Source organism: Gracilibacillus halotolerans, from assembly GCF_014206945.1.
Taxonomy (GTDB): Bacteria; Bacillota; Bacilli; order Bacillales; family Amphibacillaceae; genus Gracilibacillus; species Gracilibacillus halotolerans.
The window spans coordinates 1-22,506 of record NZ_JACHON010000027.1; the positions used below are offsets into that span (position 1 = coordinate 1).

The window sequence follows — 22,506 nt, forward strand, 5'->3', positions numbered from 1 at the left end:
ACGCACTATTTTCCATCTGAGAGCTAAAATTTTGAGCGCTATAAATAAGTTTGTTTACCTTTAAAAAATTGTTCAGTTTAGTGTTGACATACCATCTCTTCTAAAATCGAGGTAAGTTGTTTCGATGTGTTTTTAAATTTTTCTATATCTATTCTCAGAGGATAGTTCCTCGTCATTCTTTCTAACATCCACTTATTGTTATATACCTTACCGATGATAAAATTCCGCGCAATCCTGGTTGAGGAAACTTCATTTTCTGATAAACGATATTGTTTCTTTCTTAAGATAACATTTCCTTTACTTTGACCTATTACTCTTGCTATAAACCTACCATTCTTCGTTAAGAAGACTATCGAAATATTTCTTTCTGCACAATAACCCATTAAAGCTGGACTTGCACCCGTATAACCAAAACTAACGATGCCCTCCAAGTTATGTAAAGGAAGTCTTCCAATTTTCTCTTTTTCTTTTAATAACACTACATTATCCCCATCAAGTGATAAATAGATATCAGGTTGGGTAACAAACAAAGTGTTTAGTAGTTTTCTCACTCTTTTAACTTCCTTTCAAGATAACTTTCTACACTCCTTTTCGTCATGAGGTTTGGCAAACAAATATTTTGTAAAGAACAACTTTTACAATGAGGCCCTGTTTTCACTTTTGGAGTATGCTTTTTTCTAAAATAATGGTGCATCTCCGCTGCCATTTGAACGACTTTACTTCGTAGATGTTCCGTTATTTTTATTTCAACCCTGCGTTTTATTTCGTTATAAAATATATACCCTTTATCAACTGAGCAAAGTAACATTTCTTCTAGACAAATGGCTTGTGCTACCAATTGGAGAACGTCTTCATCTCCTTTTTTTGGTTTCCCACGTTTATATTCGACAGGGTAGGCCTTATAGGCTCCATTCATTCCTGCTATTTCCACTCCTTCATTATCTTTAACAAACTCTACCACGTCACATATTCCACTAAGCTTTAGTGTAGATGATTGAACTGGTAATGCTCTTACAATCAACCTTTCACCACGCTTTTCACGTATGAAAGGCTGATCTGCTATTTCGTGTAAAAGTTGACCCTCGATTGTTCTTACATTTTCCTCCCATTGTTGTTCAATATGAATTAATGCCCATTGACGGCGACAGAATTGGAAATGTTGTAATCCAGATAACATTAAATAGTTATCTTCTACACTATTGCCCATTTAGAACTTCTACTTTCAATCCTTCAAGTTCGTTTAATTCTATTTCATAGTCTTCGAAGGATTTTGGCGTTTCTGTAGTGGCCTCTATTTTTAAGGAACGGTGTACTTTCGCCGATGAATATTGACCAAACTTAGAGTTATGTTCCCACCAATATACTTTATGGACTTCCATACTGCCATCTGGTCTGGCAGAAGAACTGTCATTTTCAAATAGGGTCATCAACGTTTGTTTTATCTTTCCTGCATCCTCACTTGTAAAACCCGTTTTTTCTGCCAGCTGAGTGTTAATACTTCCTTTAAATACATATAGTCCGAAATCAACTCGATGTTTCATACCCATCGTATCAGAACTTCTTGATTCACTTGTAACTGAATTCACACTTTTAGTAATTTGGACACTTGTGATGTCGATTGGATCTATACTTGTTGCTGTTTGAACAGATACAGGTCCACGAACACCTACTGATAAAGTGGAGCCTTTAAATGCAAATACTTGACCAAAGCTTCGAACATCTATCCATTGCTCACAGGCAATCGAGGCAAATTCATCTGCTGAGGCTTTTTTATCTTTAAGCATCTCGGCTAGTTTTTCGTTAGAATCTGCACGTTCTCGTAAACTTTTATAATGGTCTGTTTTGCGGTCATCTGACTGGACAAAAACAGATTCGCCCATATCTTGTAATCTGTTTCTAATCTTACGCTTAATAGCCACATCTGATATTTCACCATATCCATCATAGTTTTGACGCGGACGATTTCCATTTAAAGGATCCCCATTTGGATTAGCCTTTGTAACTGATAAAATAACTGCAAAATCAATTTTTCTTGCTAGTGCATTCATAAGTTTTTCTCCTCACTCTCATTTATATTTTCTTTCTTCTTATAAAGCTCACGTCGTTGACTATAAAATCCTAATAAATATTTTTCTGATAATGGTTTATTATTAAAGTCTTCCATCTCAAACTGATCTGCAACTTCATCAATCAAACGTGTCAAAGCTGTCACTTTAGTACCCAATTTCGCCTGATAAGGCTGTAAACTATCTTGCAACGTTTTCCATGTTCTACTCGGATTTTTTGCGAAAGAGTTCATATATCGTATAGCATTGGTAGCCCTTGTTTCCTCTCTTGGCAAGGCTCTCCTTTCTAACACATCAGCAATCGCTAACAATCTACCAAACAAGTAACTTCGATCTTTTGATTCGTAATCCAGTGCCACTTCACATACCTCCTTTTTCTCGAAATAATGTTTTCGAATTAATGCACAAGTTATCGTTAAGTTTTTCTCCCATTCCCATTTTTCCATAGCAATGGGGTTGGACGTTCGTTGAACAGCACTTTTAATAATGTCTCTAGGAACATGCCTTCCATCGATAATACAAGGTATCATCCGTTCCATTAATCCTTTGACTACTTTATCGCTTACTCTAGGTCCATAGACGGCAAAGGCAATATCCTTTGTTGCTGGCGCTCCAAAGAAACTAACAGGAATTCCATCTCGTTTTCTATAATGATGAAGCCAAGCACAATATTTATGCCATGCCTCTAAACGATTTAAGTAAAGTTCCTTGTTCATATTACGATAATATAAAACACCTAGTCTTCCTGTTGTGGCCGAATCCAAGACAAGAATATTAACATCAGATTGGTAACTTAGATTGGAGCGTAATCCTGCAATGGCTTTTTTAATTTCTTCTGCGTAAGGCTTATCAGTATCCACTACTCTATCTGTTTTAACTTTGGTATGCTGTAATAAGTCCCATGCATCCTCATCAGGGAGAGGTACATCATTATTATCATTTCCCCAAATAAGAAAAACGCGATTATCTATTGTTTTCCCTTGACGGTGAATAAGCCACTTTAAGGCATTATGAGCTTTTTGTGAAACATCATAGCTAATGTTAGCAGCCTGATTGCTCGTTTTAAATCTACCCCTAAAGGTAAAACCAGTAGTATCGTTAGAAGAAATTAGCTTCGCTTTATCTGCAGCATGGCGAATTTTATTTGCGTGTCGCTCAGTAGATGGTGAGACTTCCCCAGTTACGTAGTCAATGTCTTCGTTTCCTAATTTATCTTTGTAGAAGGCAATGAAAGAATCATAAACCTCTTTATCCTTCCAGACCTTTTCTAGAGATGAGGGAGAGTATACATTGAAGCGTACGAACACACTAAATTGATCTGTTGCGCCACTTGAAAATATCTGAGGTTTCTTTCCATATGTTACTTCATATTGCTTGTCCCATTTTTGGATTAAGTTGTCCCTTTCATCTAACACGAGAATTTTGTGTTTGACCAAGTCCTCAATTAATCTTTCTCTACTCAAATACGTATAAATACTCTTTACTTTCTTTACCGCATGTGGCGATTCTGCCCACTCACGTAGATTATGTATATATGCAGAAAATGGCAGATCCTTTTTTACTATTCCACCGTACTTTACAAAGTCACCAGCGACATAACTTAACTTGTCATGTAAAGGATATGGAGCTATTTTCGAACCTGATCGACTAGCTGACTCCTCTGTACAAGGAATAATCGTATTTTCCTTCTCTAAAACTTCCGCGGTCAAGAATTCACCGTCTTCATTCACCGTCACTTCGATATGTGCATTTTGTGTCGTATGGGAAATTGGTAATAAAGTATATTCCTTATCATTTGGTTTTTTTATTGTTCTTCCTACTTGATCCTCGTTAGCATTATATGTTTCGTATAGCTGTAATAACCAGCTCACTTTATTCACCTCCAAACCTTAATGATTCAGCACTCTCGACATTATCCTCGTTAAAAAGCTTTGCTTCCATTTCCTTAAGTGGACGAACAATGGTACAATCATCAGGTCGTAAAAAATCTATATATCCTTTTTTCATTACAGGCTGCCAAAGTCTAACTTCTAAACTGTTTCTTCCTGTTTCATCAGGGTAATTAAAACCATGAACCATTGTTCCCAAAAAATAATCTTCTTCTACTTTGTCATAATAACCTGTACCACTACCAAACACACATGGTTCAACATACCCTTGACATTCTCTAGTCCCAAGAAAAATATCTCTACGACCTCCAGCTTTTAGCGATCTTTGCATAATATTGAAATGCTTTCCTTCATTACGATCAAAAGCCATATCTGGACGATTCATATTAAATTCAAAATGTGCTTTAACCTGATAGTGCACATCTTTTAGATATGTGTAATTAGCAAGTGTATTTCCACCACCATAGTCTATAGGACGAATCCCTTTTGATTCCATTTGAATTGGTTTCATAACTCGAAGTTCATCAATTATAAAAACAATCGTTGGTTTCCAATAAATAGACTCAGCTATTCCCTTTAATGCCTGGTAAGTAGGAACACTATAAGAAAGCTTCTCTCCGCCAATCTTCGTAAGTGGATCGGTAAACAATGCATAATCGCCAAATACCTCAAATTGAATCTCATTTTTATGTTTCACTGTTGGGTTCACCTCCTTTAATAAATGATTATTTAAAGACCTACTGGGTGTATAACCCAGTAGGAATGCACCTACCTTGTGATGATTCTAATTATTTTTAGTATATTTAGAAGAAAGAAATCATATATAATGTTATTCGCTTATAAAAGCGTGGATTGAAATAGTGATAAGGATAAATAAAGCCTATCTAAGTCTCCATAAGATAGGCTTTACACAATTAAATCACCCATCTCGCCCTCCCCGTGTAAATCTAAACCATATTCCTGGCTATACCAATTTTCTTTCAATTCGTAAATAGCGCCATCTAAATGTATTACGAGTGCATCATCCCTAATCAACTGTCTAAAACCACTAGAATAAACATTAATCGTATATTGCTGTGCTTGTTTTAAGAGCTTGGATAAATCCTCTGTCCAGTCATCACTGTTTAATTGTGCAATAATTTCCTTTCCAGCTCCGTAAGGGACAAGTATAGAGGTCGCTTTTTGATCAATGACTCGGAAATGCTCTGCGGCAGTTTTGTAACTGCCAGTAAGAAACAAAGGCAACTGTGCATTATATTTCTTTCTATAATACTGGACATGTTCATTCTCATTACGGTGGGACATTAAGAGAGATGTCATTTCTTTATTCACTTCAGGTATATAATAATTCAAATTACTTGCCATATTTTTATAATATTGAAGAAAGTATTCCTTCATTGCTTTTTGTGACAAAATAAAATGACCATATCGTTCACTATCTTTTCTATACATAGCTAGTATACTTTTGGTAATTTGCTTACCTTCATTAATTTCCTTTAAATGAGAAAGGTTTTCTCCTTCATGATTAATTACATAAACATTCTGTGATTCTGTTTCTCCGTGTCGATTACATCTCCCTGCAGCCTGTGCTATTGAGTCTAAACCTGCTAAAGAACGAACAACACATTTGAAGCTAACATCCACTCCTGCTTCAATCAGTTGAGTTGTAACGCAGATAAAAGGAGTGTCATTACTTAACATGCTCCTTATCTCATTTAATTGTTTTTTTCGGTGCGCAGCACACATAGAAGTACTTAAATGATAGACAGATACACCAGCTTCTTTTAATCTTTCATATAAATCTTTTACAACTGCTTTTGTATTCAAGATAATTAATGTGCTCCCCCAGTTGTTTAAATTCGTTTCAATCCAGGTAGCTAGCCCCTCATTTGTAAAGGAATAATCTGTTTTATCGACTATTTCTACTCGTTTAAAAGAATTTGTTATTGATGGTAAATCAGTAATAATTTCGCTATCTCGATCTTTTAGGAGGCTATGCTGTACATTTTCTAATGTCGGTTGTGTTGCTGTACATAATAAAATACTGCTATGCATGTCTGTTTTCAAAAAGTTAAGTGCTTCATTAAATAGAGATGTACACTTGGTCGGAACCTTTTGCACCTCATCAAAAATCAGTACAGCATGACTTAAATTATGCAGTCTACGTGTATTTCGGTTTCCCTTAGCATAAAAAACATTTAAGAATTGAACTACAGTAGTGAAAATTATTGGGCTATCCCAGCTATCACGTGCTAGTTTTAATTTTTGCTTTTTTACAAAAAAACCATCGTCCTGTTCATCATCACCATCATCTTCTATAACATTGGAATGGTGTTCTAAAATATGCTCATCGTCTTCTAAAATAGTGCGTATTTCTTCAGCATTTTGCTCAATAATGGTCGTAAAAGGAACTATATAAATAATACGCTGTTTATGATAGTGTTGCGCATGCTTTAACGCATATCTCAAACTTGCAAGTGTCTTCCCACCACCCGTTGGTATGGATAATGTATATATCCCCGATGTTTTTTCCGCAAATGTCTCACATTTCTCTGACATTTTATTACGTAATTGGTTGATTGATTGGCTTGAAGTGGTGCTATATTTAAAAGTATCGAGCTTATTGATTAATTTTTGATAGTATGTCTGAAATAGTAGTCGGTGTGATTGGCTATATTTTTCTGTGGATTTTTCTTCAAATAATCTAGTATCTGTACGATCAGCATCTACTAAGCAACTAAAAATGAATTTAGTTATAAATAGAGATTGTTGAGGGCTATAGTCTGTGGCTTGATCTAGTTCCTTTGAGGCTAGAGCAACATATTTAATAAAATCGTTCTTAGATATAACTTCTTGGAAGAATCTTTCTACAGCTAAGTCATATTCTTGCAAAGTTTTATCATCTATACGTCTTAAAAAGTCAGACTCATTCTTTGGAGAGATATAATCATGAAGATCACCGTGATGGGAAATAATCGCATTTCCTACAATTTCTGCGAGGAGTTTTTCTTGAGGTGTATTTTCTATTCGATGATACATGGAAAAAAGTAATCTACCACCAGCAGTAGCATGATCAACTTCACCACGCTTAAATTCTGAATTGTCAGGCTCAAACACAGCTTGGTAAATGTATTTTTGGAATCTGTTAGTATATTTACCTAAGTCATGTAGCATCCCTGCTAATCCAGCTACATGTCTCATGTTTAATTTGCTACCAAAAGATTCTGCTAAATCTTTAACGCCTTGAAGATGTTCTTTGACTGACTGTAACTGCTTATCGGTTTCACGAATATGAGCTGTATAAGTAATTTTCATCAGTCCTTTTTCGTTTTTCTCTTTACACAATGAGAACATTTCTATATAAGTAATTTTACCTATTATACATATTTTTGTAAAGGGGATTATTCCATATCATTAACTATTTGTTTGAATGCCTACAACCATTTACCTAATTGTCTTCTTTCCTATCCACAATTTTATTAAAAAATGACAGTAACCACCATTTGGAATTATTTATATTATTCCTCTCTCACCTATTTACTTTTCTTATGAATCATGATACTTTAGATATATAGAAAGTTTGCTCACTATTGAACAAAGTATTTTTAATTTAGCATGCTCACTATTGAACAAACTTTCGATAGCTGTTCTACTTTTATATACCGAAACTGTATCACTTAAAAATTAAAGGTATGGAGGTTATCAATTTGACTCATTGGGAAGGATTTAAATCAGGTAAATGGCAAGAAGAGGTCGATGTACGAGATTTTATTTTAAAAAATGTCACCCCTTACACAGGTGATGAAACGTTTTTAGAAGGACCAACTGAAGCAACGACCAAACTTTGGGATCAAGTGATGGAGCTGAACAAAAAAGAACGCGATGCTGGTGGAGTATTAGATGCGGATACTAAAGTTGTTTCTACTATTACTTCTCATGATCCAGGTTATCTCAATAAAGAACTAGAACAAATTGTTGGCTTTCAAACAGATAAACCATTTAAACGTGCTTTAATGCCATATGGCGGAATACGAATGGCTAAAACTGCGCTAGAATCTTACGGTTATGAACTAGATAAAGAAGTAGAGCATATTTTCACCGAATATCGAAAAACTCATAATCAAGGGGTTTTTGATGTATACACTCCTGAGATGAGAGCCGCTCGCCATTCTGGTATTATTACTGGCCTCCCAGATGCTTACGGACGTGGCCGTATCATTGGTGATTACCGACGTGTTGCTCTATACGGTGTTGACTTCCTTATGCAAGAGAAACAAAGAGAATTCCAATATATCGGCGATGGAACAATGACGGAAGAAGTTATCCGTGAGCGCGAAGAATTCTCCGAGCAATATCGTGCTTTAAAACAATTAAAAGAAATGGCATTAACTTACGGTTATGATATTTCAGGTCCTGCTAAAAATGCGAAAGAAGCAATTCAGTGGCTATATTTTGCATACCTAGCAGCTATAAAAGAGCAAAATGGTGCTGCCATGAGTTTAGGTCGTGTGTCTACTTTCTTAGATATTTATATTGAAAGAGATATACGTAAAGGCGCTTTAACAGAAAAAGAAGCTCAAGAGTTAGTAGATCATTTTGTTATGAAACTGCGTCTCGTTAAATTTGCTCGCACACCAGAGTACAATAGTCTTTACAGTGGTGACCCTACTTGGGTTACAGAATCCATTGGTGGTATGGCTTTGGACGGTCGAACACTAGTAACGAAAAACTCTTTCCGTTTCTTAAATACATTAGATAATTTAGGTCCAGCACCAGAGCCTAACCTTACCGTTCTATGGTCAATTAAATTACCAGAAGGTTTTAAGAAATACGTTGCTAACATGTCTATTAAATCTAGCGCGATTCAATATGAAAATGACGATGTAATGCGTGACATATATGGCGATGATTACGGAATTGCATGCTGTGTATCTGCTATGAAGATTGGAAAGCAAATGCAGTTCTTCGGTGCACGAGTTAATATTGCAAAAGCATTACTCTATGCGATTAATGGTGGTGTTGATGAGCGAATCAAAAAACAAATTGCTCCAACATATGCACCAATCACGTCAGAATATCTCGACTTTGATGAAGTTATGGAAAAATATGATGTCATGCTTGACTGGCTATGTGAACTCTATGTCAATACGTTAAACATCATCCATTATATGCACGATAAATATGCTTATGAAAAATTAGAGATGGCATTACATGACAGAGAAATATTACGTACTATGGCTTGTGGAATTGCTGGACTGTCTGTTGCAGCAGACTCATTAAGTGCCATTAAGTATGCCAAAGTGAAAACAATCCGTGATGAAAATGGTATTGTTGTCGATTATGAAATCGAAGGGGATTACCCTAAATACGGGAATAACGATGACAGGGTAGATAAAATTGCGGTAGATCTTGTCAAAGGTATTATGAATCGAATTAAAAAACATAAAACATACCGAAACGCTGTACCAACACAATCTGTCTTAACGATTACTTCTAATGTAGTATATGGTGAAAAAACAGGTAACACACCGGATGGGCGAGAAGCTGGAAAACCATTCGCGCCGGGTGCTAACCCAATGCACGGACGTGATATGAAAGGTGCTCTAGCATCTTTAACAACTGTTTCTAAATTACCATACGAATATTCTTTAGACGGTATTTCTAATACATTTACAGTAACACCTAAAGCACTCGGCCGAGAAGATGACGTTCAAGTGAACAACCTCGTCGGTATGTTAGATGGTTACATGATGAAAAAGGGACATCATATTAACGTGAACGTATTGAATCGAGACACTTTACTGGATGCTATGGATCATCCTGAGGATTACCCTCAATTAACGATTCGTGTATCTGGATATGCGGTTAACTTTATTAAACTAACACGCGAACAACAAATAGATGTTATTAATCGAACTTTCCATGAATCTATGTAAATAGATTAAAAAATAGATAATGTTATTCAGGGGGCTTTTCGAGCGGTCAATAAACAATAAAAAAAACACGACAACTGAGATTTTGGGAGGAGTACAAGTAAGCTTCTCCCCCACCATTTTTACAGGGAGGCTTTTATTATGGCTACAGGGAGAATACATTCGATTGAAACGTTTGGTGCAGTGGATGGTCCAGGCTTACGCTATGTTGTCTTTACTCAAGGCTGTAATTTACGATGTCAATTTTGTCACAATCCAGATACTTGGAAGCTAGCAAATGGTAAGGAAATGACGGTACAGGAAATTATCGATGACTTGTTAGATTATCTACCATTTTTCCAAGCTAGTGGAGGTGGCATTACGGTTAGCGGTGGTGAGCCACTCTTACAAATTGACTTCCTAATCGCCTTGTTTAAAGAATGTAAAAAACATGGCATTCACACAACCATTGATACTTCTGGAGGTCCTTTTAGCCGTCGTCCAGCCTTCTTGTTAAAAATGCAGGAGCTACTCGTCTATACGGATTTAATCATGTTAGATATTAAGCATATAGATAGTGAGCAACACAAAGTTATTACCGGCTTACCCAATGAACACATCCTCGATTTCGCCAATTATTTAGCAGAAAATGACATGCCAGTTTGGATACGCCACGTTCTTGTACCAACGTTATCTGACTTTGATGACGATCTGAATCGTCTCGCAGATTTCTTAAAGACATTAGACAATATAGAAAAAATTGAAGTACTCCCTTACCACCAGCTCGGTGTTTACAAATGGAAGAATCTCGGATTAGAATACAAACTAGAAAATGTTGCACCACCAACTGAAGAGCGAGTGGAAAATGCTAAGAGGATACTGGGAAAAGCATTAGTTGTTGTATCTTAACAACAAAATAACATATTGCAAGAAAATTTGGCATTGTTTTTACAACAATGCCTTTAAATGATCTATCGCCCTTCTTCAAATTCCATCACTTGTTCCAATGCCTGTAGGATGCCTTCAGGATTAAATCCAAAAACCCACTTTCCATGTATGTTCGTCTGTGGTACGGTTAATCTTTTCGTTTTTCCGATTAGTTTCATCATTTCGATTGGACGAAAATCAACGTTCACTTCATTATAATCTACATTTATGTTCGTCAAAAACTGTCTAACCATCTGACAAACAGGACACATCGTTGTCGTATAGATTGTTACATCAGATTTCATATATTCCCTTTCCCCTATTTTCCATCTCTCCGATTTTTATTTACTTTTGTCAATACAAGCGATTAATCGATCTTCAATGTCAGAAGCAACTGCCTTCAATGACGGATCTTCAACCATTTGAATTAACGCACTAGGCTTCGGCATACCGATTTTTGTAACTCCTTCTGTATCTTCATATACCACAATTTTACAAGGGAGAAAATATCCAGCAAGCTCGTTTGTTGATAAAACGTTCTGCGCTTCTTTCGGATTACAAACTTCTAGAATAGTGAAGGGCTTCTCCAGTTCAAAGCCTTTATTAGCTAACGTCTCTTTCACATTAAACTGCCATTGCACACCAAACTTTTCTTGTTTTAAATTTTCTTCAAGTGACTCAATAGCTTGGTCGATTGTTTTTGTTGTTTCTACTGTATAATGAAACATACTATTCATCTCCTTAAATAGAAACGGACTGTGTTCTACTCTGTATTACCGCTCCAATCATTCATACCACCAGTCATGTCTTCTACCTTATACCCTAATGCCTCAAGTATTCCGCAAGCAGCTTTACTACGATTACCCGACTGACACGTAATAATATAGGATTGCTTTTTATCCAACTCACATTTTCGTAGTGCGAGATGGCCTAAAGGAATATGTTTTGCTCCTGGAATTCTACCTGTTGCTACCTCATTTTTTTCTCGAACATCAATAACAATAATTTCTTCACCGTTTTGGAGACGTTTTGCTACTTCTTCCGGTGTTACTTGCTTCGCCATCCTCTTCTTCCTCTCTTATACCCAAGCACTCATTCCACCTTTAACATTCGATATTTTTTGGAAGCCTTGTTTTTTTAGTATTTTAGCAGCTTTCATACTTCTCATACCACTTTGGCAAATAACTACAATTTCTTTTTCCTTATCAAGTGAATCTGTTTTATTAGCTAGACTGGATAATGGAATATTCGTAAAAGGCTTTTTGTGATTCGCTTTAAATTCTCCCGGTGTACGAACATCTATGAATTGAATATTACCGTCCTTTGACTTATCTTTTGCCTCTTCGATACTAATATTCATAACACCTTTTACTGGAAGAAATCGTGTTATAAAAAAGGCAATAACTAAAACTAATATAATAATTTGAATAAATTCCATTCTAATACTCCTATCCACGATTTTTAGTAAAAAGAAAAGGAGAAATTACTCCATTTCCCCTTCCCACGCAAGCATGCCTCCAACCATATTGGTAACATTGTAGCCTTCTTGGATTAGAAATTGACATGCGTTCCCACTTCTTCCTCCAGAACGACATACCATATAATAATGCTCATTCTTATCTAATTCTTCTAAACGTTCTGGGACTTGGCCCAATGGAATATGTTTTGCTCCTGGGATTTTACCTGTTGCCACTTCCTCATCTTCTCTTACATCTACGATATTTAGTTTTTCACCTGCAGTTAGTTTCTTTTCTAATTCTTTCGCTGAAATTTCTTTCATGTTGATTTCCTCCATTTTTATACCTATATGGGTATATTTTTATTTGAAAGAAAAGTTCATCAACTCTTCCTATAGAATCGCTGAACTTATCTACTTTTCACTAATAAATTGACTGCTTCTTTTACTACTTGTTCTGTGCTTTCTCCATTCGCGATATTTTCTCGTACACATTGCTCTAAATTCATACTTACAATCAGACCAATCGTACGATCCATAGCGCTTCTTGATGCAGACAACTGAGTAATTACATCTTTACAATCCTCGCCTTTTTCAATCATACTTAAGACGCCTTTAATTTGACCTTCTATTCGCTTTAAACGATTGACAACCGATTTATCATATTCCATTGATTATCACTCCTTATTTCTTCTGCATGGACAGTTACTAATTTGATAACTACCAACTTGATACCCCTTGCTTTTTAAATATCTTACACCCAAATGTAACTCTAAGCGGTCATTCGCAATGACATGAAGCTGTTGTTTCGGGATTTCTTGAATGAATCGTTTTAAATACGCATAAGGAATACGCATGTCACTTTGATCATCTTTTGTATCGATATTGTAATCCCTTAGATCAACTATCATAACACTTGTGTTATCTTGGTGATTCGTTTTACAAATAATACCTAGTACAGGGAAATATCTTTTATATATCATTATACAAAAAAGGAAGCCCACAATGAAAATAACATAGCTACTCATGTTCATCACCTATCGAAAAAGGATACCCTTATTATATACCCTTAAGGGTATCCTAGTCAAGTTGTTTTTAGGTATTCATACCTATCCACTAAAAGGTATAATAAGCCTGTTTTGCAATTATTTAAAATTGTATTCTGTAACAATTTTTTCTCTACCTGTTATTAGATCATTAAAGTATTCGTAAAGGTTAATCCCTAGATAGGAACCAGACATATTAAAAACATTATTGTATCCTAAGTTTTGAAGTGCCATCACCATATTATAGCTACGTTGTCCTGAACGACAATGAATATAAACTGGTTGATCAGTAGGTATCTCATCTAATCGTTCTCTAAATTCACTCAATGGGATATGGACAGCATTCTTAAAATGTCCAGCAGCGTATTCATTCTTTTCACGAGCATCAATGATGAATGCATTATTTTCTACTAAATCGCGAACTTCCGATACTTTTACTTCACGATACTTTCCTGATAGTTGGTTTAGTGCAACGAGAGCCGCATGATTAACAACATCCTTCGCTGTTCCTAGCATCGGAGAGTATGTTAATTCTACGTCTTTTAAATCCTCTAACGTACCATTCATGGTTATCATCGTTGCTATCACGTCGATTCGTTTATCAACATTCCCTTTGCCAATTGCCTGTGCTCCTAAAATTCTCCCTGTTGGTGTTTCATATACTAATTTAAAGTGGAGAACGTTACTATTAGGCATTAATCCTACTTTATCACCAGGCATAATATACACAGAATCATAACTAAAACCTGCTGAATCTGCTGTTCTTGCATTTAATCCTGTGGATGCTGCATTTAAATCAAATAAATGAATGGAAGAAGAACCAATCACACCTAAATTCCTACTAGGTATGCCATAAATATGATCGGCTACTGCTCTTGCTTGTTTTTGAGCAGGTCCGGCTAATGCTAGTCGTGTTGGTTTATGCAATAGACGGTGATAAACTTCAATCGCATCTCCTCCAGCATAAATGTCTTTATCATTTGTTACATAATTGCCATCTACCTTGATAGCCCCTGTATCTCCAATCTCAAGACCAGCCTCTTCTGCAAGCTTTGTTTCAGGTCTTACTCCAATCGCTAACACAACAGCTTGTGCGTCAATTTTTTTGCCGGATTGAGTTTCAATATAACCCTCGCCAATAGTAGCTAGTCCATCATCTACAATTAAGTTTACTCCATGGTCTACCATTTCCTTATGAAGGATCTGTGCCATGTCGTAGTCAAACGGAGCCATTATTTGATTAGCAAATTCCACTAGCGATACATTGTAATTTGCTAGACGAAGGTTTTCGGCTACTTCTACACCAATGTATCCTCCACCTATAACAGCTACGTCCTTGATATTCTTATTTTTCACATATGCATTTAATTTTTCAATATCCACCACATTTCGAACAGTAAAAACATTTGGTTGGTTGATTCCTTCAATATTTCCAGGGCGAATTGGTGAAGCACCAGGAGATAGAATAAGCTTATCATAAGACTCTTCGTATGTTTTTCCTGTAACTACATCGTTAACAGTAATCGTCTTCTCACCACGATTAATCTTAACGACTTCACTGTTCACCCTTGCATCAATGTTATAACGATTCTTAAATATATCAGGATTCATTAAAACTAACGAGTCACTATTTTCAACAATTCCACTTAAATGATACGGTAAGGAACAGTTAGAAAAGGACACATGCGGACCTTTTTCAAAAATAATAACCTCTGCATGTTCATCCAATCTTCTAACTCTTGCCGCAGCAGAAGCTCCTCCTGCTACTCCACCAACAACTAATATACGCTTCGCCATATGATTACGCTCCTTTTTATAAAAGTTTTCAACTGTTCTTTAGCTTGCATCTTTTACATTAAAATATCAAACCATAATTTAATCGCTGTACCTGCAATCATAAGTGCTAAAATCACTTGCAAAATCCTTGTGTTCATTTGTTTACCAGCTTTTGCTCCAAGTGGTGCTGCTAACAAGCTTGCTACAATCATAATGATTGCTGGCCAATAATCTACTTGTCCTGTAACTAATTTACCTACACTTCCTCCGATTGAAGAAATAAAAGTAACAGCTAAGCTTGTTGCGATTGTCATCCTTGTCGGAATGTGTAGAACTGTCAGCATGATTGGTACAAGAAGAAATCCGCCTGCTGCACCAACGATACCTGATGCAATACCGACAATTAATGCTAAAATCGCTGCTATAGGTTTATGAAATGTTACTTCATTAAGTGGTATATCATCCACTTTCTTTTTTGGTATAAACATCATAATCGCAGCAATGACCGCTAATAATCCATATACGACATTAACTGCCTGTTCAGATAAAAAGCTTGACCCATAGCTTCCAATTAAACTACCTATGAGGATAGCACCACCCATATACATGATGAGCTGTTTGTTTAAATAGCCACCCTTTCGGTACGCCCAAACTCCAGCGATAGAAGCAAATAATACTTGTACAGCACTTATTCCAGAAACTTCATGAGCGGTAAAAGCAGCAAGTCCAAACAAAGGCGGAATATATAATAGCATCGGATATTTAATAATCGAGCCACCAACACCTAACATTCCCGACACAAAGGAACCTATAAATCCGATTGCAAATACAACCATAATAAATGTTATATCCATTTCTTAACCTTCTTCCTAATGTAACAAAGCGAGTAGTTATGGCTACTCGCTATGTGGTTGTCATTTATGCTTTTTGAATATAAAAATATAGAACATCATCTTCTGTTTTTTGCTCTAACAGCGTGTGCCCACCTGATTTGACCCACGCCGTAATATCACTTAATGCTCCTTTATCTGTTGCCATCACTTCTAAAATTTCTCCTGATTGAATCATATCCATTGCTTTCTTTGTTTTAACGATAGGCATTGGACATGCAAGTCCTTTTGCATCTAGTGTTTTAGTAATATTCATTGTTATCTCTCCTTCTTTATATTTCTAAATAATTAATCATCTATTAGTATTTTAACGATAATGAACGATCGCTCCGACTCTTATGAGCTTCAAAAACCATTACCCGTTTCAACGATTTTCAAATTAAATTCTTTACATATCGCTTAAAGATTAACGTACAGCACAACGGTTTGGTCCAATTTCCATTTCCGTTTGTTCGTCATTGTCAGGAGTGATTTTCCCCATATTTACTTGTCGAATTTGTTCATATGCATTCGGTTGTGGCGGTAAATTATCGGTAACAGTACTACGAAATTCAGCCTCATCTTCGATGTTTAATCCATGATTTTCTTTGAATAAATCACCTAGACGTTTTGCCACGGTACCATCTTCATTTAATTCATCGATAATCATGAAGTGGGCAGGTAAAACAACCAAATCCTCTGCTAGTTCACGGTAACGTTTATATAACGTTTCACGTAAATCTCCTACCCAGTCTTCCGCCAGACCAGCTAAATCAGGGCGACCAATAGAGTCAATAAATAAAATATCACCCGTTAATAAGAATTGATCATCAATGACAAAGGAAGTAGATCCAATCGTATGACCTGGTGAATAAAGTGCATTTACATCGATTTTGGATTCTCCTATTTTTACATGTAGTCCATCTCTTAATGCTGTGTAGTCAAACACAACTTCTGTTGCATCTTTAGGTGGTAAGTAGTAAGTTGCGCCAGTTTCATGAGCAATGTGACGTCCTCCTGAGATATGATCAGCATGTAAATGAGTATCAAATACGTGCTTAATTTCAACGTTTTTTTCTTTAGCGAAATCAATGAATAGGTCAGTGAAACGGACCGCATCAATGATTGCTGCTTCTCCCTCTGAAATCACCATATAGGATAGACAACCTTTTCCTATACGAACAAACTGATAAAGCTCGCCTCCATTATCTAGATCAGCGACTTTAATCGGTTCTAAATAGCTACTCCAAGACTTCATTCCGCCTTCCAAGTATGCTACTTCACGGCCTGCATCTGACAGCATTTCTGCTACCATCACAGACGAACCCTCTTTAGCACATACGACTAATACTTCTTTATCGGTTGGAAGCTTCGGTAATATTTCTTCCACTCCATCTAATAATTCAAAATAAGGAATATTTAAATACTCAAATTTATGTCCTTCAATTTTCCAATCTTCAAAAGCATCTTGATTACGTACATCTAAAATAAACAATTCTTCATTATCAATCACTTTTCTTGCAACTTGCGCTGCTGTCCATTTGTTTACTGACATTACACAATTACCCCCATAGGTATATTTTAAACTATTTTTTTGCAGTGGAGACATTCTCCACTGCATGAATTTTTTTATCGATTAAAAAGTTAATGTTGGAGCTGCATCCTTAGCAAATTCTAAAAATGTTACGGCTCCACCAACTTCAATTCCATCCACGAAATCTTCTTTCGTAAGCCCCATAACATCCATTGTCATTTGGCAGGCAATGAATTTAACACCTAACTCTTTCGCCATTTCCACTAGTTCTGGAATGGAAGGAATATTCGCTTTTTCAAATCCTTCAGCGAAATGTTCTTTTCCAGCTGGCATTTCTAAATGATGCATGCCTTGTTTATGAATTAAGTTTAATCCCTCAAACGTAAAGAAGATCTGTACCTCTTTTTCTGAAGCTGCTGCTGCTGTTGCGATATTAAATACTTTGTATGCATCAAACATACCACCATTTGCTGCGATAATAGCTACTTTCTCTGACATTATAAATTCCTCCTAAAGTGTTTTTGTTTTTTTACCGTTCCACTCATTCATACCAGGTAGAACGTTATATACTTTTTTAAAACCTTTTTTAGCTAATAGCTGTGCTGCCAAGTCAGAACGTTTCCCTGTTCGACAAATCACCAATATTTCTTCTTCTTTATCTAACTCCTCTAGACGAAATTCTAATTCGCCCATCGGAATGGACTTAGCACCTTCGATATGACCAAAGGCATATTCTGCTGCTTCACGCACATCTAAAATGAGTCCTTCACGTGATTCAATTGTTTCCAGTGAAACAGTGTGTTCAAAGGACTTTTCCACTTCTGGCTCATCTGAACCCTTGCGGATGTAATGATAGAGTACTTCGCCTTCTTCAACAGTCCCTAAATATTGATGACCAACAGTAGTTGCCCAAGCTTGTAAGTCTGCTGTGGAGCCTTTATCCGTTGCTTGTACTTCCAATACATGGCCTTCATCGATATCATTCATTGCCTTTTTTGTTTTAACAATCGGCATTGGACATGCTAGGCCTTTAGCATCCAGTTGTTGATTTGCTTGAATCATTCAGTTACCCCCTACCGTATTATTTATCCCAAAAAAATATGGTTAATATGGTTCTTAACATTCATATACCTAGACGGGTATATTAGTTAAAAAATAAAAAAGTCGAAATCTAGTACGACTTTGTATAATGTTTCCCACTGATTGAATATGTGGTAAATCAATTACATGACCAATAATATACCCACGAGGGTAATTTGTCAACCAATAAAAAAAAAGCTTATCGTGATGACAAACTTTTTATCATAAACCATATAAATCTACTACATATTTTTACTTTTCTGAAGAAGCTTTGATTCTCCAGTACGTTCCCATTCTTCCACGGTTTCATAAGCTCTTTCAGGAGAATATCCTTTACCAACAAGTGCTCCCATGAGAATAAATTCTTGAAGAATATGTGTATTGTTGCCTCGCTTCACGTCCTCTAGTCCTTCTTCCACTAAAAATTCATTCTGTTCACGATATCTAAAAAACTTCTATTCTTATTGTTCCTATAAACTAATAACCCTCTTACATTGTTCTTTGATGTATGGGTCATGTGAAACAATTACAATCGTTTTACCTTCCTTATTGAGTTGAAAAAGGAATTCTAATACAATATCTCTATTTTTTGAATCCAGTGACGCTGTTGGCTCATCAGCTAGAATTAGTTCACAATCTTTCATTATCAATCTTGCGAGAGCTAGTCTCTGTTGCTCTCCACCTGATAATTGATATACCTTTTTAGTTAATGGTATATCTAGTTGTAATTGCTTTAAAAGCTGAATTTTATTATCTTTATTCAGTCGTTTCTTATCTACACTTGCAATATCAAGGTTATAGTTAACAGACTTGTCATCGACTAATGCGAAATTTTGAAATAAGAAACCTATTTTATGTTTTAGCAACTTTCTAGATACACGTGTGTTCGGTTTAACCTTTTGTTTTCCGAAGACATGAATCACACCGGAATCAGGTGCATCTAATAGTCCTATAATATTTAATAAAGTTGACTTTCCTGATCCACTAACGCCCGCAATACATATAAAATCACCTTGGTCTATCTTTAATGAAAAACGATCAATAACAACTTTATCTCCAAAGGATTTGCTGATATTATTCAACTCACAAATTGTCACGTTTAAACACCTTCTTTCAATACTTGAATCGTGTTCTTTCTTTCAAAATAACGAATTAAAAGAATCATTAAACACGTTTCTATTAACATTTTCGCTATGAATAGAGTAAGAAAATAACGAATTTCGATTAATATTACCCCACCAATAAACTCAAGTAGAAGAGTAGTTACTAATAAAATGAAAACTTTCTTATACTTGCTCAAAAAAGGATTACCGTATATCTTTCTCAAAAAGAACTCATACTTATTACGCTCAAATTGTAGATATATATTCTGGAATAGGAGTAATACGATCAAAATAAACAAAAGTAATAGAATGTAGCTTGTCGTAGTTGCTTCTTGTTTTAGGTCGTTAATTTCACTTAAAATGACCTCATTAGTTTGAATGAGATATGGAAAGTTGTCGTCTAACCCATACTCTTGCAGGACAGGTAGCATTTTGTTATAAGTAGATTCGGTATCCTGTTCAATTAATTGAATGAAAAATGTTTGGTTACTGCTAGAAGTATAATGCGTATCTGGAACTAACGCGTTTGCCTCTGTTATTACTTGTACAATTGGATCCACAATCATATTGTTATTATCAGGCATAACATTGGGATTCATTGAAAATATTTCTTGATCCTCTTTCGTATAGATAATTTCTATTTCTATACTCTTCGCTTTATCAGTTCGATTATATAGTTCATTATGTAACGTATAAAAGTCTTCCCGCATTGACGTAAAGTAATGAACATTTGTATCTTCCTTGTCTTTATATTGTTCAGGAACAAGTAAAACGGTGTGTTCTACATTTTCAGAAATGTGAATAGGGTTCTCTTCGGTATCAACAATCGGATACGCAGCCAAATAATTTGGATTTACAGTGATGTATCTAATATGCGAGTTGCCAGCATTCGCCTCTAAACTTTCTTCGGTATATATATCTGAATCTATATAGAGTGCCTTAAATTCTTGGTTCAGATAAGAGTAAAGCTCATATGTTGGAAGATCCAAAGGATATTCACCGTTTCTTATAGCATGAATATCTTCCCCCGACTTAACAGGATGAAATACACCATACATGTAAAAATCAGACCAATTTTCAAGACTATTTTGTTTTCGATTCATTTCCTCCAAATTCGAAATCAAACTCACAGCAATAACTAACATAACAATGGAAATAGCTATCTTACCTATCATGTTGATTAAAGCTATAATTCCAATGGGTTTATTACCTTTTATTGCACTTTCTATCGAAATGTTTTTAGAGTAGAGAAAGCTTAAGCCAGTTAATATAACAAAGAGTACAACAAAAATAATAAAATTGGTTACATACACCTGTTGAATAAATTCAACATGAATATCTTCAATGAAAAACATCCATGGAATTAGGATTATACTGCTAATTGTAAAAATTTTAGTGAAAAAGAGTATAAATATCTTCCAGGAAACTGCCATATTGCTATATCCATTTAATTTCATCACAGCTAATTCTTTTGTCCGTGTAACTAAGTAAAATAAAAAAGTTAATAGAAAGATACTTATTAAAAAGATACTGATTAACTCGATATCCAACGCTTGATTAAATTCAATTTGATTAGATCTCGTAATAGTTGTATACATTTCCTTACTGAAATCTTCACCCGTTGTATGATTAATATAACTTACATAATCGGCAATAAACTGATTATAGTGTTCCTGAGACTCTGCTTCGATTCGGTAATTACCAGAGTACGTATAATTATGTATTAATCGATCTATTACATGAATGGAGTACGTATTATTACCACCAAAATTACGTATTACACCCTTCTGTTTTTCAGAGTTTTTAGGTTTAGTAGAGATAAAAAAGTCTTGACTATCCATATCATTTGGTTGGAGAATACGTCCTTCTGTTATTTTCACATGTTCATATAAACGTGTATCTGTAGTCAAATATAGATATGCATCTGTTAATGTATTTTCCGTTCTATTATCATAGTGGGACACCGTACGTATAATATTAACTTGATTTTTCAATGCAACTTCTTTTAACCCTTCTAGGTGCTTTGGATCTGAGTTCAGAAAATCATTTGGTATCTCAAATTCATAGGTATAGACTTCCGCTGGATTAACTAATTTCGCATAGCTTTCTAATTGATAGTCATAATAATTAGCTACAGCAAATATACAAAACATAATAAGACCATATAATGCTAGAAAACGTTTCAAAGGTTAACCCTCCTTTCAGGTAAACTTTAAGCTTCATAAAAATGATGTAAATGAAGGTCTACTCACCTGTAAGTAGACCTTCATAGAATTACTTTATCTTACATCCCAGTTAGCATAACCTACCGATTTTCGAGGTCCAATCGAACTAGCCTTAGAAGTAGTTCGCTTTGGTACCCAACCACTATCATCGTATTTACCATCAATTTCGGCACTTGAACGATGTGTTTTAGTATTGTGATCTAGGTTTGACCACACTTTTTTCTTTAAAGTGATAGTTAACCGTGTCCCGTAATCCCAACGACCATTTCCACCATCTACACTTTTAATAGCGTAAGGTGTAACAGTTGGTGGCTCACCCTTAAGTACAACAGATCCACCACTACCTGAGTTATTAACCTGCGCAAAAGCTGGTACTGCAACCATTATCATTAATGCACAACTTAACAACGCTGTTCCAACCTTTTTCATTGTATTACCTCCTCCCTTTTAAACGTATTGTCAAAAGTTTTATAGTAAAAACTTGTTAAAACCTTGGTTTAATAGTCTTTAAATGCAAAAAACTTGCCACCCCCGAATCTTGGTGTTTGATGAGGTTACCAGACTCACACCAAATCCAAGATAGGAAGTGACAAGTTGTACCCTCAATTTATAACCTATTTGCT

23 protein-coding genes and 2 pseudogenes are annotated in these 22,506 nt (G+C 35.6%); 2 read left to right on the top strand and 23 right to left on the bottom strand.

Annotated features, from left to right (window positions below):
* Nucleotides 1-83 precede the first annotated feature (83 nt).
* From cas1 to cas3, 6 genes and pseudogenes are all read right to left on the bottom strand, one after another.
* A pseudogene (gene cas1 / locus GGQ92_RS15050) lies at nucleotides 84-551 on the bottom strand (CRISPR-associated endonuclease Cas1); the annotation flags it as partial.
* On the bottom strand, nucleotides 548-1,207 hold the full coding sequence (gene cas4 / locus GGQ92_RS15055) for a CRISPR-associated protein Cas4 (protein ID WP_184250940.1): 660 nt from the start codon (nucleotides 1,205-1,207) through the stop codon (nucleotides 548-550). The gene cas4 and the pseudogene cas1, both read right to left, overlap by 4 nt.
* A complete protein-coding gene (gene cas7c, locus GGQ92_RS15060) occupies nucleotides 1,197-2,048 on the bottom strand; it encodes a type I-C CRISPR-associated protein Cas7/Csd2 (protein ID WP_184250943.1) in 852 nt (283 codons plus the stop codon). The genes cas4 and cas7c overlap by 11 nt, the downstream gene beginning before the upstream one ends.
* Nucleotides 2,045-3,937: a type I-C CRISPR-associated protein Cas8c/Csd1 gene (gene cas8c / locus GGQ92_RS15065; protein WP_184250945.1), complete on the bottom strand. Its 1,893-nt coding sequence runs from the start codon at nucleotides 3,935-3,937 to the stop codon at nucleotides 2,045-2,047. The genes cas7c and cas8c overlap by 4 nt, the downstream gene beginning before the upstream one ends.
* A gap of 1 nt (nucleotide 3,938) precedes the next feature.
* Entirely contained in the window at nucleotides 3,939-4,652 is a 714-nt protein-coding gene (cas5c, locus tag GGQ92_RS15070; RefSeq protein WP_184250948.1) for a type I-C CRISPR-associated protein Cas5c, read from the bottom strand.
* A gap of 209 nt (nucleotides 4,653-4,861) precedes the next feature.
* Nucleotides 4,862-7,270 carry a CRISPR-associated helicase Cas3' gene (gene cas3, locus GGQ92_RS15075; RefSeq protein WP_221437347.1) on the bottom strand — a complete coding sequence of 803 codons (2,409 nt, stop codon included), beginning with the start codon at nucleotides 7,268-7,270 and terminating at the stop codon, nucleotides 4,862-4,864.
* Nucleotides 7,271-7,647: 377 nt separating this feature from the next.
* Between cas3 and pflB the strand changes: the two genes are divergently transcribed.
* Together pflB and pflA are read left to right on the top strand one after the other, a co-directional pair.
* A complete protein-coding gene (gene pflB / locus GGQ92_RS15080) occupies nucleotides 7,648-9,891 on the top strand; it encodes a formate C-acetyltransferase (protein WP_184250950.1) in 2,244 nt (747 codons plus the stop codon).
* Nucleotides 9,892-10,029: 138 nt separating this feature from the next.
* Complete coding sequence (pflA, locus tag GGQ92_RS15085) at nucleotides 10,030-10,776, top strand: pyruvate formate-lyase-activating protein (RefSeq protein ID WP_184250953.1); 747 nt, start codon at nucleotides 10,030-10,032, stop codon at nucleotides 10,774-10,776.
* Between the two features lie 62 nt (nucleotides 10,777-10,838).
* On the opposite strand, the gene GGQ92_RS15090 is transcribed toward pflA, so the two are convergent.
* The 17 genes and pseudogenes from GGQ92_RS15090 to GGQ92_RS15170 form a co-directional block, all read right to left on the bottom strand.
* Nucleotides 10,839-11,099: a glutaredoxin family protein gene (locus tag GGQ92_RS15090; RefSeq protein WP_184250956.1), complete on the bottom strand. Its 261-nt coding sequence runs from the start codon at nucleotides 11,097-11,099 to the stop codon at nucleotides 10,839-10,841.
* Nucleotides 11,100-11,135: 36 nt separating this feature from the next.
* Nucleotides 11,136-11,522: a DUF302 domain-containing protein gene (locus GGQ92_RS15095; protein ID WP_184250959.1), complete on the bottom strand. Its 387-nt coding sequence runs from the start codon at nucleotides 11,520-11,522 to the stop codon at nucleotides 11,136-11,138.
* 35 nt (nucleotides 11,523-11,557) lie between these two features.
* Entirely contained in the window at nucleotides 11,558-11,857 is a 300-nt protein-coding gene (locus tag GGQ92_RS15100) for a rhodanese-like domain-containing protein (RefSeq protein ID WP_184250962.1), read from the bottom strand.
* Between the two features lie 15 nt (nucleotides 11,858-11,872).
* On the bottom strand, nucleotides 11,873-12,232 hold the full coding sequence (locus GGQ92_RS15105; protein ID WP_184250965.1) for a rhodanese-like domain-containing protein: 360 nt from the start codon (nucleotides 12,230-12,232) through the stop codon (nucleotides 11,873-11,875).
* A 45-nt stretch (nucleotides 12,233-12,277) separates the two neighbouring features.
* Nucleotides 12,278-12,574 carry a rhodanese-like domain-containing protein gene (locus GGQ92_RS15110; protein WP_246384535.1) on the bottom strand — a complete coding sequence of 99 codons (297 nt, stop codon included), beginning with the start codon at nucleotides 12,572-12,574 and terminating at the stop codon, nucleotides 12,278-12,280.
* A gap of 86 nt (nucleotides 12,575-12,660) precedes the next feature.
* Nucleotides 12,661-12,921 (bottom strand): metal-sensitive transcriptional regulator, encoded by a 261-nt coding sequence (locus GGQ92_RS15115; protein WP_184250971.1) that lies wholly within the window; start codon nucleotides 12,919-12,921, stop codon nucleotides 12,661-12,663.
* A 6-nt stretch (nucleotides 12,922-12,927) separates the two neighbouring features.
* Nucleotides 12,928-13,278 carry a sulfurtransferase gene (locus GGQ92_RS15120; protein ID WP_184250974.1) on the bottom strand — a complete coding sequence of 117 codons (351 nt, stop codon included), beginning with the start codon at nucleotides 13,276-13,278 and terminating at the stop codon, nucleotides 12,928-12,930.
* Between the two features lie 117 nt (nucleotides 13,279-13,395).
* A complete protein-coding gene (locus GGQ92_RS15125) occupies nucleotides 13,396-15,093 on the bottom strand; it encodes an FAD-dependent oxidoreductase (RefSeq protein ID WP_184250976.1) in 1,698 nt (565 codons plus the stop codon).
* A gap of 53 nt (nucleotides 15,094-15,146) precedes the next feature.
* Nucleotides 15,147-15,926, bottom strand: a complete 780-nt coding sequence (locus tag GGQ92_RS15130; RefSeq protein WP_184250979.1) for a sulfite exporter TauE/SafE family protein — start codon at nucleotides 15,924-15,926, stop codon at nucleotides 15,147-15,149.
* Between the two features lie 64 nt (nucleotides 15,927-15,990).
* Nucleotides 15,991-16,218: a sulfurtransferase TusA family protein gene (locus tag GGQ92_RS15135; protein WP_184250983.1), complete on the bottom strand. Its 228-nt coding sequence runs from the start codon at nucleotides 16,216-16,218 to the stop codon at nucleotides 15,991-15,993.
* 150 nt (nucleotides 16,219-16,368) lie between these two features.
* A complete protein-coding gene (locus GGQ92_RS15140; protein WP_184250985.1) occupies nucleotides 16,369-17,496 on the bottom strand; it encodes an MBL fold metallo-hydrolase in 1,128 nt (375 codons plus the stop codon).
* 81 nt (nucleotides 17,497-17,577) lie between these two features.
* Nucleotides 17,578-17,973, bottom strand: coding sequence for a DsrE/DsrF/DrsH-like family protein (locus GGQ92_RS15145; RefSeq protein WP_184250987.1), 396 nt, complete (start codon nucleotides 17,971-17,973; stop codon nucleotides 17,578-17,580).
* Between the two features lie 12 nt (nucleotides 17,974-17,985).
* Entirely contained in the window at nucleotides 17,986-18,537 is a 552-nt protein-coding gene (locus GGQ92_RS15150) for a sulfurtransferase TusA family protein (RefSeq protein ID WP_184250989.1), read from the bottom strand.
* 260 nt (nucleotides 18,538-18,797) lie between these two features.
* Nucleotides 18,798-18,983, bottom strand: a pseudogene (locus GGQ92_RS15155) (cupin domain-containing protein); the annotation flags it as partial.
* 42 nt (nucleotides 18,984-19,025) lie between these two features.
* Nucleotides 19,026-19,652, bottom strand: a complete 627-nt coding sequence (locus GGQ92_RS15160) for a putative bacteriocin export ABC transporter (RefSeq protein WP_343068851.1) — start codon at nucleotides 19,650-19,652, stop codon at nucleotides 19,026-19,028.
* A gap of 2 nt (nucleotides 19,653-19,654) precedes the next feature.
* Nucleotides 19,655-21,844, bottom strand: coding sequence for a DUF1430 domain-containing protein (locus tag GGQ92_RS15165; RefSeq protein WP_184250991.1), 2,190 nt, complete (start codon nucleotides 21,842-21,844; stop codon nucleotides 19,655-19,657).
* Nucleotides 21,845-21,937: 93 nt separating this feature from the next.
* Nucleotides 21,938-22,312 carry a lactococcin 972 family bacteriocin gene (locus GGQ92_RS15170; protein WP_184250993.1) on the bottom strand — a complete coding sequence of 125 codons (375 nt, stop codon included), beginning with the start codon at nucleotides 22,310-22,312 and terminating at the stop codon, nucleotides 21,938-21,940.
* Between the last annotated feature and the right edge of the window lie 194 nt (nucleotides 22,313-22,506).

What these genes read in the sequence shown, in the direction of transcription:
- GGQ92_RS15170 (WP_184250993.1), bottom strand. Translation starts at nt 22,312, where the DNA reads ATGAAAAAGGTTGGAACAGCGTTGTTAAGTTGTGCATTAATGATAATG.
- GGQ92_RS15105 (WP_184250965.1), bottom strand. Translation starts at nt 12,232, where the DNA reads ATGGAATTTATTCAAATTATTATATTAGTTTTAGTTATTGCCTTTTTT.
- GGQ92_RS15145 (WP_184250987.1), bottom strand. Translation starts at nt 17,973, where the DNA reads ATGTCAGAGAAAGTAGCTATTATCGCAGCAAATGGTGGTATGTTTGAT.
- GGQ92_RS15140 (WP_184250985.1), bottom strand. Translation starts at nt 17,496, where the DNA reads ATGTCAGTAAACAAATGGACAGCAGCGCAAGTTGCAAGAAAAGTGATT.
- GGQ92_RS15095 (WP_184250959.1), bottom strand. Translation starts at nt 11,522, where the DNA reads ATGTTTCATTATACAGTAGAAACAACAAAAACAATCGACCAAGCTATT.
- GGQ92_RS15090 (WP_184250956.1), bottom strand. Translation starts at nt 11,099, where the DNA reads ATGAAATCTGATGTAACAATCTATACGACAACGATGTGTCCTGTTTGT.
- GGQ92_RS15135 (WP_184250983.1), bottom strand. Translation starts at nt 16,218, where the DNA reads ATGAATATTACTAAAACACTAGATGCAAAAGGACTTGCATGTCCAATG.
- GGQ92_RS15120 (WP_184250974.1), bottom strand. Translation starts at nt 13,278, where the DNA reads ATGAGTAGCTATGTTATTTTCATTGTGGGCTTCCTTTTTTGTATAATG.
- cas3 (WP_221437347.1), bottom strand. Translation starts at nt 7,270, where the DNA reads ATGAAAATTACTTATACAGCTCATATTCGTGAAACCGATAAGCAGTTA.
- GGQ92_RS15115 (WP_184250971.1), bottom strand. Translation starts at nt 12,921, where the DNA reads ATGGAATATGATAAATCGGTTGTCAATCGTTTAAAGCGAATAGAAGGT.
- GGQ92_RS15130 (WP_184250979.1), bottom strand. Translation starts at nt 15,926, where the DNA reads ATGGATATAACATTTATTATGGTTGTATTTGCAATCGGATTTATAGGT.
- GGQ92_RS15100 (WP_184250962.1), bottom strand. Translation starts at nt 11,857, where the DNA reads ATGGCGAAGCAAGTAACACCGGAAGAAGTAGCAAAACGTCTCCAAAAC.
- pflA (WP_184250953.1), top strand. Translation starts at nt 10,030, where the DNA reads ATGGCTACAGGGAGAATACATTCGATTGAAACGTTTGGTGCAGTGGAT.
- GGQ92_RS15150 (WP_184250989.1), bottom strand. Translation starts at nt 18,537, where the DNA reads ATGATTCAAGCAAATCAACAACTGGATGCTAAAGGCCTAGCATGTCCA.
- cas4 (WP_184250940.1), bottom strand. Translation starts at nt 1,207, where the DNA reads ATGGGCAATAGTGTAGAAGATAACTATTTAATGTTATCTGGATTACAA.
- GGQ92_RS15110 (WP_246384535.1), bottom strand. Translation starts at nt 12,574, where the DNA reads ATGAAAGAAATTTCAGCGAAAGAATTAGAAAAGAAACTAACTGCAGGT.
- cas7c (WP_184250943.1), bottom strand. Translation starts at nt 2,048, where the DNA reads ATGAATGCACTAGCAAGAAAAATTGATTTTGCAGTTATTTTATCAGTT.
- pflB (WP_184250950.1), top strand. Translation starts at nt 7,648, where the DNA reads ATGGAGGTTATCAATTTGACTCATTGGGAAGGATTTAAATCAGGTAAA.
- GGQ92_RS15125 (WP_184250976.1), bottom strand. Translation starts at nt 15,093, where the DNA reads ATGGCGAAGCGTATATTAGTTGTTGGTGGAGTAGCAGGAGGAGCTTCT.